The following is a 13,970-nucleotide window of genomic DNA, read 5'->3' on the forward strand; positions in this document are numbered from 1 at the left end:
CTTGCAGTGCTGTGAACCAACTGTCGAAGAGCGTCGGTGCGGGAAATCCGCACGCCACGTTCTGTGGGAACCGGGGGCGGGCGACCGCCTCCGGTGACCCGGTGCCGGCAGGTGAAATCCCTCCGGCCTACTCACCCGTCGACCAACACCAAGCTGACCAAACGCACCGGCTGGGCGCAAAAGGGCGAGCGCTTCAGGACGCATGCGCCATTCGGCAAATGGCAGACGCAGACCTTCATCGCCGGGCTGCGAAGCCACGGCCTTGTCGCGCCGTGGATCGTCAACGCGCCGATGAATGGCGCCATCTTCGAACACTACGTCGAAACGCAACTCGCTCCCGAACTGTTACCTGGCGATGTCGTCATTCTCGACAATGTCGGCTTCCACAAGAACGAGCGTGCCGCGCAACTGGTTCGCCAAAGGGGTGCCTGGCTGCTGTTCCTGCCGCCATACTCACCCGATCTCAACCCGATCGAGATGGCCTACTCAAAACTCAAGGCGCGGCTGCGAAAGAAGGCGGCCAGAACCTTCGACACACTTTGCGAGGCACTCGGCGACATCTGCCACCTGTTCGAGCCAGCCGAATGCAGAAACTTCTTCAAAGCGGCTGGATATGAGGCCAATTAATCGCGACACGCTTTAGCCTGCAAGGAGCAGAGGCGTCTGGTCGCGGCGACGTTCGAGCCTGCCACCTTCGGTGCACAGTTCACTGGCTGCAGACGCGGTATCCTGCCAATTTAGTCCAGGCTTCGGCCGGCGCATTGCAGACGTTGCATCTGTTTGGAAACCCACTATTGAAATTTAGCACCTCTAAGCCTCGACCGGAGAAATAACTTTGCAAATACGACCAAGGGTTATCGCAGCCTGGTTTCGCCTGCGGAAACCAAACCCACGTAGGTCGCCGCGTTGGAGTGCATAAATAAGCTCTCGGACGTCCGACGAGAGCAGTTCCACTTCTTCTGCCCAATCAAATTTCGGGACACAGCTCAGCCAGATCCTGCCAATCTCAAAATAGAGGTTTTCTGTGACCTCCCGCGCCCGTACGTTAGAGATTGTCCCTGATAGAGCTTTTTCGACATCGCGATGTATACGACCAAGAAGATGGATATCTTTTTTGTGTTTCAGCTGTTTTGCTTCTTCGGCCAACCTCTGCAGAGTTTCAATTGTGCAGGACGGTATCGGCAAATCGATGAACCTGTAGAGGTTCTCAGCCAGAACCATTCTGACCTCATAAATCTGGCTGAGAGTTTTTGCGTCCACTTCCGTTACGGTCGTATAAGAACCCTGGGACCTGACTAAAAGGTGTTCAAACTCGAGGCGATGAAGGACCTTCCGAAGGGGTGTTCGGCTGATCCCAAACTCAGCAGCGAGTGTGTTCTCCGACAACTTTGTTCCCGGTGAATACTCTAACAGAGCAATGCGGTTCCGCAGAATCTCATAAATCTCTGATACTGAATTGGGGGATTGGAAAGTCTCTACAACGTTCACTGTCTCCAAAGCTCCTGTATGCGAGGCGGCGAGCGCAATCTGAACTCGCAGACGCTGTTAGACCTCCGCCAGACCGCGTGACATATTTGTTAGGAAAACCCCGCCGGACTTTCCGACTAACACACAGTCCGACAGGAAATTATCATTGCCTACGTCATCCGTGATCCAAGTGATAAGATGGAATACCATTCCCTCTCGAATTTGAACATTACTCGCCCCGTGCAGGCTGTTTATGCCGGGGCCACCAGTCCATGTCGGTGGAAATGATATTCCGACCGTATAACCACAGTGCTTGAGTCGCGCGAACACCCTAGACTCATTAAGATGAGCCTGCCACGCAGCGTGCACGTCCGACGCCAGAGCACCTGGCTTGAGCGCATTCAGAGCCTTGGTGTGCGCCTGGTTGCTGATTTCTGCAAGCTTCCGTGCCTGCGCCGACGCGGGGCCAATAGAACCTGTGCGAGCCATCGGAGCGTGATATCGGTCAATACACCCAGAGAGCTCCAGCAGGAACGAGTCGCCCGTCTTGAGTTCCCGTGAGGTCCACGTGGTGTGTGGCTCGCAAATCCGATCCACGGACCTGATGAATGGCGGGAAACCAGGGGACTGTCCCCCCGCGGAGATCATGGCTCTGAACACTTCGGCCGCGACAGTGTTCTCGGTCACACCATTGCCGGCGGCCTCAGCTCCTGCCGAAACCATGATCTCAGAGATCCGTGCCGCCCGTTTAATCTGTTCGATTTCAAAGGGAGACTTGATCATGCGCATTTCCTCAACAATGCCCGATGAGTCAAGGAACTCCGCGTTGGGCAAGGCTTCCCGAAGAGGAGCATCAATTGCGGCATTGAAGGCGCTGTTTCTTTGCAACGCGAGACGCAGGCTCTCTCCGGCCATTGCGAGCAGTTGTGTCGCGATCGCCGCCGCAACATCGTCATTGTCCCCATAGCCAACATAGCGGATATCTCTCGCCTGCCGCAGGATGGTCGGCGCTTCCAGGCTCCTTGCAAAGAGCACCGGTTCGCCGTCAGCCGGAACCAGGAGCGCGTGAAGGCAGAAGTAGCCCTCATAATCGAGACCGGCCAAGTAGTAAATGTTCTCAGGGCTGGTGAAAACCGCCACATCCACACCGCGCTCGCGGCATCGTTCTTGTACGGCTATGACGCGTTCCCGCCGTTCAGCGCGACCTTGGTCGATTACTTGATCCATTTCCATTTCCTTTCCAGGCGCTAGCTAGGTTCTATACAATTTGCTTGCTAAGAGGGCAGACAAAGCCTTTAGGCCGATCTCGACGCGTTCTTGAAGCGCTCGCTACTTCTATTCAGCTGATCAACCAGCAACATCAAAATGATTGCCATGATAATCAACAGAGTGGCCACTGCCGTGATCGTGGGATTAAAGCTTTCCCTTACACCGCTCCACATCCGGATGGGGACAGTATGTTGCGGCGGAGCAGCAAGAAAGAGCGTTACGACGACTTCGTCCCATGACCAGACAAAAGCAAATATTGCTCCCGAGATTACGCCTGGCCAAATCAAGGGCAAAGTCACTGCAAAGAAGGCGCGAACGGGAGACGCTCCGTGTACTGCCGCCGCTCGAAGGAGTGTTTGGTTGAACCCCTCGAGGGTCGCAGAGACTGTTATGACAACAAAAGGAGCGCCGAGTGCCGCGTGGGACAATATTATGCTCCAGAATGTGCCAACAAGTTTTAATTTTGCGAACACATAAAAAAAACCCAGGCCTGATACAATTACCGGCACCACCAAGGGCGACACAAGAACAGCGAATACGAAGTTCTTATGTCGCCAATTGCTCTGGCTAAGACCCAGTGCGGCCAACGTCCCTAGAATGGTCGCTAGGACAGTTGACGACATACCGATTAGGAAGCTGTTTTGGATCCCCCGTTGCCACATAAGCGAAGCGGATGAGCCACCGAAAATCTCCGAGTACCATCGAAGAGAAACCCCTGGCATCGGATATGTGAAATAGGGCGCCGAATTAAATGACAGTGGCACTATTACAACGATCGGCACAATGAGAAAGCCCATTATGAGGGAACAGACAATCCACAGTGCAATCCTGTCAAAGCGGAACAAACGTTTCGAAAACATTGAAGTCACTTTAAGCCTCCCGCCTTTTGGCAATTAAACCAAGTCTCCCGAACACGAATATGATCACTGCAACGGTGGCAAGAAGAAGCACACTAAGTGCGGCCGCAAGCCCCAGATTTCCGAGATTGCTGGCATTCTGAGCGATGTAGTAGCTCAACATTTGGTCAGCCGGCCCGCCAAGAAGAGCCGGCGTGATATAGAATCCGAGACTAACGATAAAGACGAGCAATAGTCCCGCGCCCAGCCCTGGAAAACTAAGCGGAAGGTACACTTCCTTGAAAGCTCGGAACGGATGTGCTCCCAGCGTGGCTGCAGCGTTCATGTAGGTTTTCGGGATCTTAAGCATGACGCTGTACAACGGCAGAACCATGAACGGAAGCATGACGTGAGTCATAGCAACGTAGACAGAAAATCTATTGTAGATCAGATCCAGTGGCTTGGACCATAATCCAAGATAAATCCCGACGTCATTTACTACTCCATGCTTCTGTAACAATACGAACCACGCCACGGACCGAACGAGTAAAGACGTCCAGAACGGGAGGAGGACGAAAACGATCAAAATACTCCGCCATGCCGGAGAAATAGTCGCAAGAAAGTAAGCCAATGGGTATCCCAGCACAACGCAAGCAGTTGTGACTACCAGCGTCATCCAGAGCGTTCGGACGAGGACATCGAGGTAAAAGCCCTGTCCGTCGCTAGCAGAACCTTGATCAGAAAAGCCGAAGGCGGAGTTGAAATAGAACAGTGAAAATTCATTGGAGGCATTGCGAATTGCCAACCAATAGCGGTTTTCGGTCCAGCGTTGATCGATCTGACTCAACGCAGCGAGAGCATCTTCTGGCTGGGACTGCGGCAGCTTTTCTGCCGTCTTCATCAGCAAGGATTGGAAGCCGGGTATCGCGTAGTTCAAGCGCCTGCCCGCCTGGCCGAGCGTCCTATTGATCGCTGCGTGGTTGATGTCGATAGCGAGGGCTGCGATTACCTCCTCGCTTGGCAGGCCGGCCCCATCCCACCGCTGGATTTGATTTGCCGTATTCGGCAGAGCAGCGGAGACTTCAGGGTCTTCGATGCTTCTGAGCAACATCCACCCAATAGGGATGACAAATATTAGAGTGAGGAAGACCAAAAGAGGTGCGACAAGTGCGAAAAGTCGCACCTCCTTTCTAAGAGAAGCACGAAGAAAGCTGCTAGCTGGCAACTCGGCTAGGTCGTTAGATATAACTTTCATGCCCAATTTAAAAATCCAGCAAAGTTACAAGCAGGAACCGCGAATGCTTCTTGTGGCAGCCAGGACGTCGAGTTAATTTAAGGCTGAGCTACCCAGTAATTAAAACGTTGCGTTAGATCATCCTGATGATCAGCCCAGAATTGTACGTCCATCGAAAAACCATTTTTGATGTTCTCCGAACTTGTCGGCAACTCAGCCCGGAGTTCGGGTTTGATGTATTTTTCTGCCGAAGCAATAGCCGGGCTATAAGTCAGATGTTTTGTGATTGCGGCGTTCACTTCTGGCGCGCTAGAAAACTTCAGGAACTGGTAAACAGCATCAGCATTCGGAGCGCCCTTTGGCATAATCCACATGGACGTCTCCCAACGAAACTGATTCCAAACGGTCTTAATCTGCTTCTGCCCTTCAGTGTGTGCGGCGCCATACAGCCGACCATTCCAACCGACCGTCATAGCCACTTCTTTGTCCGCGAGTAGCTGAACCGACTGAGCGCCGGTCTCCCACCAGACGATGTTGGGCTTCAGCTTCGACAAGCTGGCGAATGCCCGGTTGACGCCCTCTGATGTGCCCAGGACTTCGTAGACCTTATCCATTGGCACGCCATCAGCTAGCAAGGCGAACTCGAGGGTCCCGTTTGGTGACTTTCGCATGGCACGTTTGCCGGGCCACTTTTCCACATTCCAGAAGTCGGCCCAGGTTTTGGGACCAGGTTCTGCCACTTGGTTTGTGTCGTAAGCAAAATTGACGGAGTAGATGACGTCTGGGATCCCACAATCGAGCAAACTCCCAGGAACAAAGTCACTTTTTTTCAGTTTAAGCCGGCCGAGATCGAACCGTTCCAGGAAATCCTGCTGGCAGCCGATTGCGGCAATTACGGACTCACTATCGGCTAGTTGCCAATTGTATGTCCCTGTGGTCGACATCGCTCGGACCTTTCCGACGTCGCCCGTGAACGCATCAGTCAGGATATTGATCCCCGTGGCCTTGGTGAAGGGCTCGTACCATTCTTTGCGATAAGCGTCTTCGGTTGCGCCACCGTACGACGCGATGGTGAGATCATCAGCCTTGGCCGCGACGGCGGCTCCGACAAGCAATCCCATTGCAGCGACAGCCACGTAAAGCTTTTCTGACATATTGCTCATGAACTTCCCCTTTTCTGCTGTTCATTATGTTGAAATCAGCCTCTTACTACCAAGAAGCGCGATAAATCCGGAATGAGACTACGGTCGATGGGCAGTTTGCTTCTTGAATTACTGCTCCATTCCCAAGATCCTGCAGTCCTTAGCTTTCCATCCGACGACCAGTTCCTGCCCAATTTGATACCCAGGTTCCCCGCTGATCCTAGGGACCTTGACGAGAACTTCGTTGTCGCCAGCGATGTCCAGTCTGAGCCTGGTCTGGTCCCCTAGTTCGATAACCTCCTTTATTCTTGCCTCATACCTGTTGCTGCAATCGTCCGTCGGAGACACTACAATCCGCTCGGGACGAACAACCAAAACAGCACCCGCGCCTGGCAACAGGCGGCTTGGGCTGACTCCTTCGGCTTTGGTGCCATCGCAAAGCGCCACCTCACAGATTTCGCCTTGTGATCGGACAACTTTGGCTTCAAATTTGTTGTTCTCGCCAACGAATGAGGCGACAAAAGCTGTCTCCGGCTCGTCGTAGAGCTGCATGGGCGAGGCAATTTGCTGGATCCTACCCTTGTCAAACACCGCCACCCGGTCTGCCATAGTCAGCGCTTCGCTTTGATCATGAGTAACGAAGATCATTGTGACGCCGAGACGCTTATGGAGCTGGCGCAGTTCAAGTTGCATTTGCTCGCGTAGCCGTTTGTCTAGGGCACCTAGCGGTTCATCAAACAAAATGACGAGCGGCTCGAAGACGAGTGCGCGAGCTAGAGCAATGCGCTGCTGCTGCCCTCCCGAAAGCTGATCGGGTCGTCTTTTTCCCATCCCAGGATCTCGCAGATCGACCAATTCAAGCGCTGATTGCCCGAGTTTATAGGCATCCGCCCTCGACATTCCCTGCATTCGAAGGGGGAAAATAATGTTCTCCATCACCGACATGTGAGGGAAAAGCGAATAGTTCTGGAAGACCATTCCAAACTTGCGCTTGTGGGTCGGCGTGTCTTCAAGTGATTTGCCGCCCAAAGTGATACTGCCACTAGAGGGATGCTCGAAGCCAGCGAGCATTCCGAGAATGGTACTTTTTCCAGATCCAGAAGCTCCAAGCAACGCAAGAAACTCGCCTCTGTAAATCTCGAGACAAAGGTCGATCACGACAAATGTCTTTCCATCATAGGTTTTGTTAACCTTATGGAATTTGATCAGCGGATCTTTAACGTTGTCGTAGCCAGGCATGCAATTCCCCTTCGAGAGCTCATTCCTCTCGGATCTATCTTGAGATCAGTTATTGTTGTCTTTGAGTAGCCAAGCCTTGCCCAGTGCTTGCCCCTATCTCCTCATGTAGCACGGTTACCGCTTGTGTACAAGATAAAGTTTCGGCTGCCTTTCACCTTTTTCGACTGACTTTTCGGCATGATATCCGTGAGGATAAATGACATGCGCTGGCCTAAATGCGACAATCGGGTCGACAGGCGAAAATCCTTGGACACAAGTTATCTTGGCTGCTCGACGCGTTCTCATCCGGAGTGGAGGACTCCACCCCCTGCTGGCACATAAGGCGCGGCAGAGAAGCGCGTCAGACTTGGGACTGTGATTGGCGGCGGTGCGTGCTTGAACGCGCGATCACCGGGCGAGATTGAGATGCTCAACCAGGAAGCCCGACAAGGACACACCAAACGTGGTCGGAATTAGTACGTCGAACTCATCGTTCCCAAATCGATCAACGAGCACGCCGACATGGTGAAGCGCAGTTTGCGCGAACGTTCCCACGGGGAGGCCCACCGCTGACAGATCAATGGCGATAACGCGGCTTAGCAGGCTTGCCGCACCAGGGCCTACAAGTCGCACGCACACCCGCGAATGCGATAGTTCCAACGCCACGAGTGGCTCTACTGCTTCAAAGCTCATAGATGTGTCGGAGCGCACTAGCACGCGATCGGGTGCAATTCGCCATACTGTGGTCAAATCTCGTCGAAACGCAGAGCGGCAGTCTTGGGGAAGCGAAAGGGATTTCTTTCGGAGTATGCCCCCAGCTAGCTTGTCAAAGCTATCCCATCCGGCAAGTTGCGTCAGACTCCCCAGCTCCACTTCGCTAATTGTGACTAGCTGGCCATCGCTCGTCATGCGGCGGATAGGCATCGGATGTTTCTTAGCCATTTTGACGATGTCCTTCCGGATTGAAGAAATGATGCGAGACGACCTTTGCCTGCCATGATTGATTGCCGACAAAGTCCACCACCTGGATTGTCTCACCAAATCGCTGCGGGCCACGCGACAGAAGTGCTAGCGCAATGTTCTTCTTAAGCGCCGGGGAGTACGTCGTGGCAGATACCCATCCTTCACTATCGCCCTTGGTGGGAGCATTCAGAGCGTACAGGAGGGACCCCGCTCTCGCGCCAGCATCGCCAACAATCTCCAGCCCTACCAAACAAGGCCGCAGCGGGTCTTCAAGTAGTGACCGCTTGCGCAGCACGGAGCCAACAAACGGTTTCTTGCTCGAAGCAAAACTTTCCAGACCCAGATCTTTCATGGTTGTGCGGCCTTCGATTTCCGAGCCGGCAATATGACCTTTCTCGATGCGGAGGGCGCCCATTGCCTCAAGACCGTATGGCTTTAGATTATAGGGGACACCGGCTGCGATTAGAGCTTCCCAAATCTCGCGGCCCCGTTTGGCCGGAACGTAAAGCTCATAGGCAAGTTCACCCGAAAAGCTCATGCGATGGAGGCGGCAAGGTACATCGTCGATCGTGACGAGGGTGAAGTGGTTGTTGGGCAAAGCCTCCCTGCTCAGGTCTGCACCCGTAATATCCATCAATACGCGCCGGGATTTCGGCCCGGCAATTGCGATCGCAGCCCACTGGTCGGTGACGGACGTGACATGCACCTTGAGATCGCGCCAGGCGGTCTGAAGGAGGTGTTCGGCCCATGCGAGCACCTTGGCGGCATTGGCCGTGGTGGTCGACATAAAAAACTCGTTCTCGCCGATCCTAGCGGTCGCGCCATCGTCGAAGACAAAGCCGTCTTCTCTAAGCATAATGCCATAGCGCAGCCGGCCGACAGGAAGGGTCTTGAAGCCATTCACATAGACCCGATTGAGGAATTCGGCGGCGTCAGGTCCCTGCACGGCGATCTTGCCGAGCGTGGATACATCAACGATGCCAACATGTTCGCGAACATGGGCGGCCTCGCGAACATAGGCATCATTGATACTTTCCCCCTTCAGCGGATAGTACCAGGGTCGCAGCCACACGCCCGCGTCCATCAATTCGGCGCCATTTTCCTTGTGCCAATCGTGGATGGTGGAAAGCCGCGTTGGACGAAGATGAAGGCCGTGGTCGTGGGCGACTATGGCGCCGATCGCCACCGGGGTATAGGGCGGACGAAACGTCGTCGTACCAACGTTGGGAATAGTCAGGCCGCGCAATTCGGCCATCCGGGCAAGCGCGTTCAGGTTCGAAGTCTTGCCTTGGTCGGCTGCCATGCCGGAGGTGGTATAGCGCTTGAGGTGTTCGATCGAGACGAACCCCTCAAGATGCGCCTGATCGATATCGGCCAGCTTCACGTCGTGCTGGAAGTCTACAAACGCCTTGCCGGGAGTGCTGCCATCGGCCCTGGTGATGACTGCCACCGGCAGAAGGTTGCGGCCCCAGAAATCAGCATGCCCAAATAGTGCGGGTTCTTTGCCGGTGCCTCCACCAGCTTTGTGGCCCTGGGCAAGCGACTCTCGAAGCGATGGGGAACCGACGAGCGAGCCCACGCATGTGAACGCTCCTTTTTCTGTCGGCGGGACAAATGTGTCCAGTTCCTTTTCATATTGTGGCTTGCCAAAGCGCTGGCTCCAGAGATGCAGCGTCGGAGCCCAACCACCGGATACCGTGACAAGATCGCAAGCAATCCGAATGCTTCTGCCCGTCGCTTTACCTGCGGCGGTAACAGGAACAACGTATGCAACCTTTACCCTTTTCCCACCCGACACCTTCAGGACCGCATGGCCGGGCCGCAAGTCAACTCCCGATCTCCTAGCATTTTCGCCGAGCTTCGCGGGGATTTCCCTGCGCAGGTCACAGATGGTTACCTTGGCACCGGAATTTGCGAGTTCGATGGCGGCCGTGTAGGCGCTGTCATTGTTGGTTGCCACAACGATCCGCTCACCGGCGAGGACAGCATAGCGGTTCAGATAACTGCGAACAGCGGAGGTGAGCATAACCCCCGGCACATCATTGCCGGCGAAAACCATGGGTCGTTCGATCGCTCCGGTCGCCAGTACGGCCCGTTTGGCTCGCGCAACCCAATAGCGCTGCCGCGGTTTTCCCTTCTCTGGCGCAAGGACGTGGTCCTGCACGCGCTCCACGAGGCCGAACACCTCACAGTCATAGGCACCAAAAACCGTGGTACGCGTCAAAACACGAACGTTGGGGAGATCATCAAGCTCCGCAAGGGCCTGTTTAAGCCAACCATCGGACGGGGTACCGACCGGTTCGCTCAGAACCGATCCACCGAGATCACGGTCCTGCTCCACTAGTATGACGTTGTCGCCCCTGCGGCCGGCCGCGAGGGCTGCGGCAATCCCGGCCGGACCAGCGCCAACGATCAGGACATCGCAGAATGCATTGATCTTCTCATAGTGGTCGGGATCAGGGAAAGTCGTTGCCCGGCCCATGCCGGCCGCCCTGCGGATAAAACCCTCGCAGAACATCCAGAACTTTGTGCCGCTAAAGGGCCCGATAAATGTTTTGTAGTAAAAACCCGCTCCAAAGAAGCGTGACAGCAGCCCGTTCATCGCTCCAACGTCGAATTGGAGACTCGGCCAGACGTTCTGGGGCGTCGACGTCAAACCGTCGAAGGCCTCGACCATTGTAGCTTGTGCATTGGGTTCGTGGCGATCACCTTCACGAAGATGGACGAGAGCGTTTGTCTCTTCGACACCAGCCGCCACCAGGCCACGCGGTCGGTGATATTTGAAGCTGCGCCCAACAATCTTCCGATCACCAGCAAGGAGCGCGGATGCTAAAGTGTCCCCGGGATATGCCCGATATGGCTTTCCGTCGAATTGAACGGTGAAGCTCAGAGAACGATTAATCCTTCCGCCGGTCGCGAGTCGCCGCGCGGTCATACTGCCGCCTCACGCGCTAGGAAGGAGCCAAACATTTCGTGGGTCAACGTGTCGCGTTCAACGACGATCCACTGCCTGCATCCGACGACGTGATGCCAGTATTCCTTATGCGGACCGCGAGGGTTCTCGCGGATGAACACGTAATCGTGCCAAATCTTTGAATCCGTTTCGTTCATATCGGGCCGGCGAATGGTGGCATCTTCGCCGTACGTGAACTCAGTTTCGTCCCGCAGTCCGCAGACCGGGCAATGAATTCTTAGCATGATTGAACCTCAATGCGCCTTGGGATACGGGCCGGAGCCCGACTCGTCGATCTGGTATCCGCGTTCGAAACGGTCCAGGGTAAATTTTGCATTGTCTGGGTGAGGCTCGCCCTTTGCGATAGTCCACGCAAAGCAGTAGCCGGATGCGGGTGTCGCCTTGAAGCCGCCGTAGCACCAGCCGCCGTTCAGCCAGAGACCCTCGACAGGCATTTTTGCAATGATCGGCGATCCGTCCATCGTCATATCCATAGCCCCAGCCCAATGGCGAAGCAGACGCAGACGCGACAGCGAGGGCATGAGGGCTATGGCGCTTTGGAGCGTGTGTTCTACGATGGGCAGTCCGCCGCGCTGGGCATACGAGTTAAACCCATCGAGATCGCCGCCGAGCACCAAGCCGCCTTTATCGGACTGGCTGATATAGAAATGCGCTCCCCCGTAGACGATCACATGGTCAACAAGTGGTTTCACCGGCTCCGTGACAAACGCCTGAAGAGCGTGGGTTTCGATGGGCAGGCGAAGCCCCGCCTTGGACGCCAAATGGCTGGTATGGCCGGCAACCGCCAACGCCACCTTGTTCGCCCGGATCTGACCCCGCGTCGTCTCGACTCCGACTATTTTGTCCTTGTCCCAGATGTAGCCGACCACCTCGCACTGCTGGATGATGTCGACCCCTTGCTGGTTGGCCCCACGCGCGAACCCCCATGCCACAGCGTCGTGGCGCGCTGTACCGGCGCGGCCTTGTAAGAATGCACCGTGGATCGGAAAACGCGCAGTCGCCGAGTAATCGAGGTGAGGGAGCCGCTTCATGATCTCGGCTCGATCGAAGAATTCTGCATCGATACCGTTAGATCGCATTACGTTGGCACGGCGCCGTAGGGCTTCCCCTTGCCCCGGCGAATGGAAGACGTAGTAGTAACCACGCTGTGACATCATCACATTGTAGTTGAGTTCCTGGCTGAGGTTTTCCCAAAGCTGCAAAGAGCGCTCGTAGAACTGGGTATTGCCCGGCATCATGTAGGTCGAGCGGACAATGGTCGTGTTACGTGCCGTATTGCCACCCCCAAGCCAGCCCTTCTCAAGAACTGCGACGTTTCGTATCCCATGCTCTTTGGCAAGGTAGTATGCGGTGGCAAGACCATGACCACCACCGCCGACGATGACTACGTCGTAGTCTGGCTTTGGCGCGGCGTCGCGCCATGCACGAGACCATTGTTTGTTCCCGGACAGTCCATTGCGCACAATGGACAAGGCAGAATATCGGCTCATACAAGAAATTCCTCGCGACAATCTGTAGTCTCACCGGCTCAAGAAAAGTTCGCCGTGGCTTTCGCTCGTGGTTTAAAGTTGTGCCAAATAGATACTTCCGAGCGCTAGGAAGCGCGGCACGGACGGCGCATTCGTTGTTTCATTTTCCTCGCGGTCTCCCTTTCGGATGGCGCCGAGATGGGGTTGCCGTGAGCCTGTATCCGACAGAGCCACATCGCTTCCATAGACTGGAGTGCACGGAATTAAGACCCGGCTCCACTGTCGTAAGCCTTACGACCAGAGGCTACGACCAGCCAATTCGACGACGTTGAACAAAAGTGCGAGAGCTCGCGGGTTCTCCCAAACCACCCGATTGTGATTATCATAACGCAGCGCCGCGCCTAACGTAAAGCTAACCTTCGTATACTAAATGCTATGAAAGATGAGCATTATGTTATATACCAAAGGACAGTCTGCTAGGGAGCGGTACAAATGGACGATTTCGACAGGCGGCTCATTGCCCTCCTCAGACTAGATGGGCGAATGCCAGTCGCGGTACTTGCGGATAAGCTGCAGGTTTCAAGAGGGACGATACAGAAGCGCCTTGACCGTTTGATCTCGTCCGGCGCGATACGAGCGTTTACCATCCGCACTCGACAAGAGGTTGATGAAACGGTTTTGCGGGCAATAATGGGTGTGAAGACCTCTGGTAAAAGGCCCACAGTGTTCATCGAAGCCCTAAATGGAATTCCTGAAGTCGCGGCACTATATACGACAAATGGAGTGTGGGACTATATAGCCGAGCTTCGTGCCAAAAACCTGGTAGATCTCGATAGCGCACTACGAGCAATTCGAACCATCGACGGCGTTACCTCAACAGAAACCAGCATTTTGCTTAATGTGGCATGATTCCGGCCAGAATCATGGCGGCCTCTTGACAGTCGCGGGCGCGGGATCACTGAAGCATTTATGGAGGCCAGCCCCTCGCCCCTAAAGCTGCGTTGCCCGCCTTGACCAGCGATCTGCCTCGTTCACACCGCAATCATCACTACTGAGGCGCGAGCTTGGGCGAAAAAGTACCCGGATTCTCGATCCGACGTGCCTTGAATCTGGTGATTAAACGTCTCGCCCGCGCAATGTAGGAAGGTGACAAAGCGCGCGAAGGAAGGTGTTCTCACCGTAAATGGGTCTTCCTCACTTTGTGTGGTTCATTCGGCGTTAGTGATGATGCCACTATGCGCGGGGGATGCTCACGAAAACGAAATGGGCGCCCGGCCAGGGATCAAAGTTCTAACCCGGAAAATTCAGTGCGCCCCGATGGCGCGTATCACCAGTGGAGGAAGGTTCCACCCAGATAGTAGTCGATTGGTCTGGTAGCTGACGAGCGGCTCGGTCGGG

General features: G+C 54.9%; 11 protein-coding genes and 2 pseudogenes. 2 read left to right on the forward strand and 11 right to left on the reverse strand.

The features are described 5' to 3' along the window. Nucleotides 1-138: 138 nt before the first annotated feature. Nucleotides 139-627 (forward strand): annotated as a pseudogene (locus ACFFNA_RS03535) (IS630 family transposase); the annotation flags it as partial. A gap of 183 nt (nucleotides 628-810) precedes the next feature. Here ACFFNA_RS03535 and ACFFNA_RS03540 read toward each other — a convergent pair. The 11 genes and pseudogenes from ACFFNA_RS03540 to ACFFNA_RS03590 form a co-directional block, all read right to left on the reverse strand. Next, nucleotides 811-1,221 carry a hypothetical protein gene (locus ACFFNA_RS03540; RefSeq protein ID WP_378915668.1) on the reverse strand — a complete coding sequence of 137 codons (411 nt, stop codon included), beginning with the start codon at nucleotides 1,219-1,221 and terminating at the stop codon, nucleotides 811-813. Between the two features lie 57 nt (nucleotides 1,222-1,278). Further along, nucleotides 1,279-1,488, reverse strand: a pseudogene (locus tag ACFFNA_RS03545) (GntR family transcriptional regulator); the annotation flags it as partial. Between the two features lie 57 nt (nucleotides 1,489-1,545). Further along, nucleotides 1,546-2,694, reverse strand: a complete 1,149-nt coding sequence (locus tag ACFFNA_RS03550) for a M24 family metallopeptidase (protein WP_378915648.1) — start codon at nucleotides 2,692-2,694, stop codon at nucleotides 1,546-1,548. Nucleotides 2,695-2,762: 68 nt separating this feature from the next. Next, entirely contained in the window at nucleotides 2,763-3,605 is an 843-nt protein-coding gene (locus tag ACFFNA_RS03555; protein WP_378915650.1) for an ABC transporter permease, read from the reverse strand. Between the two features lies 1 nt (nucleotide 3,606). Beyond that, nucleotides 3,607-4,827: an ABC transporter permease gene (locus ACFFNA_RS03560; RefSeq protein ID WP_378915666.1), complete on the reverse strand. Its 1,221-nt coding sequence runs from the start codon at nucleotides 4,825-4,827 to the stop codon at nucleotides 3,607-3,609. Between the two features lie 77 nt (nucleotides 4,828-4,904). Next, nucleotides 4,905-5,969 (reverse strand): ABC transporter substrate-binding protein, encoded by a 1,065-nt coding sequence (locus ACFFNA_RS03565; RefSeq protein WP_378915652.1) that lies wholly within the window; start codon nucleotides 5,967-5,969, stop codon nucleotides 4,905-4,907. 108 nt (nucleotides 5,970-6,077) lie between these two features. Then, the gene (locus ACFFNA_RS03570; RefSeq protein ID WP_378915654.1) at nucleotides 6,078-7,187 is read right to left on the reverse strand and encodes an ABC transporter ATP-binding protein; all 1,110 of its coding nucleotides are present in this window, start codon (nucleotides 7,185-7,187) and stop codon (nucleotides 6,078-6,080) included. A gap of 387 nt (nucleotides 7,188-7,574) precedes the next feature. Then, on the reverse strand, nucleotides 7,575-8,108 hold the full coding sequence (locus ACFFNA_RS03575) for a hypothetical protein (RefSeq protein WP_378915656.1): 534 nt from the start codon (nucleotides 8,106-8,108) through the stop codon (nucleotides 7,575-7,577). Next, nucleotides 8,101-11,064 (reverse strand): sarcosine oxidase subunit alpha family protein, encoded by a 2,964-nt coding sequence (locus ACFFNA_RS03580; protein WP_378915658.1) that lies wholly within the window; start codon nucleotides 11,062-11,064, stop codon nucleotides 8,101-8,103. The genes ACFFNA_RS03575 and ACFFNA_RS03580 overlap by 8 nt, the downstream gene beginning before the upstream one ends. Then, on the reverse strand, nucleotides 11,061-11,327 hold the full coding sequence (locus tag ACFFNA_RS03585) for a sarcosine oxidase subunit delta (protein ID WP_378915660.1): 267 nt from the start codon (nucleotides 11,325-11,327) through the stop codon (nucleotides 11,061-11,063). Before ACFFNA_RS03585 ends, ACFFNA_RS03580 begins: the two co-directional genes overlap by 4 nt. Nucleotides 11,328-11,336: 9 nt before the next feature. Continuing rightward, nucleotides 11,337-12,593 carry a sarcosine oxidase subunit beta family protein gene (locus tag ACFFNA_RS03590; RefSeq protein WP_378915662.1) on the reverse strand — a complete coding sequence of 419 codons (1,257 nt, stop codon included), beginning with the start codon at nucleotides 12,591-12,593 and terminating at the stop codon, nucleotides 11,337-11,339. Nucleotides 12,594-13,064: 471 nt separating this feature from the next. Between ACFFNA_RS03590 and ACFFNA_RS03595 the strand changes: the two genes are divergently transcribed. Then, complete coding sequence (locus tag ACFFNA_RS03595) at nucleotides 13,065-13,481, forward strand: Lrp/AsnC family transcriptional regulator (RefSeq protein WP_378915664.1); 417 nt, start codon at nucleotides 13,065-13,067, stop codon at nucleotides 13,479-13,481. The last annotated feature ends 489 nt before the right edge of the window (nucleotides 13,482-13,970 follow it).

This window comes from Mesorhizobium kowhaii, from assembly GCF_042431665.1.
GTDB lineage: Bacteria > Pseudomonadota > Alphaproteobacteria > Rhizobiales > Rhizobiaceae > Mesorhizobium > Mesorhizobium kowhaii.

Excerpts from the sequence above, each read along its gene's own strand:
- ACFFNA_RS03540 (WP_378915668.1), bottom strand. The coding sequence starts at position 1,221 with ATGGTTCTGGCTGAGAACCTCTACAGGTTCATCGATTTGCCGATACCG.
- ACFFNA_RS03550 (WP_378915648.1), bottom strand. The coding sequence starts at position 2,694 with ATGGATCAAGTAATCGACCAAGGTCGCGCTGAACGGCGGGAACGCGTC.
- ACFFNA_RS03560 (WP_378915666.1), bottom strand. The coding sequence starts at position 4,827 with ATGAAAGTTATATCTAACGACCTAGCCGAGTTGCCAGCTAGCAGCTTT.
- ACFFNA_RS03565 (WP_378915652.1), bottom strand. The coding sequence starts at position 5,969 with ATGAGCAATATGTCAGAAAAGCTTTACGTGGCTGTCGCTGCAATGGGA.
- ACFFNA_RS03570 (WP_378915654.1), bottom strand. The coding sequence starts at position 7,187 with ATGCCTGGCTACGACAACGTTAAAGATCCGCTGATCAAATTCCATAAG.
- ACFFNA_RS03575 (WP_378915656.1), bottom strand. The coding sequence starts at position 8,108 with ATGGCTAAGAAACATCCGATGCCTATCCGCCGCATGACGAGCGATGGC.
- ACFFNA_RS03580 (WP_378915658.1), bottom strand. The coding sequence starts at position 11,064 with ATGACCGCGCGGCGACTCGCGACCGGCGGAAGGATTAATCGTTCTCTG.
- ACFFNA_RS03585 (WP_378915660.1), bottom strand. The coding sequence starts at position 11,327 with ATGCTAAGAATTCATTGCCCGGTCTGCGGACTGCGGGACGAAACTGAG.
- ACFFNA_RS03590 (WP_378915662.1), bottom strand. The coding sequence starts at position 12,593 with ATGAGCCGATATTCTGCCTTGTCCATTGTGCGCAATGGACTGTCCGGG.
- ACFFNA_RS03595 (WP_378915664.1), top strand. The coding sequence starts at position 13,065 with ATGGACGATTTCGACAGGCGGCTCATTGCCCTCCTCAGACTAGATGGG.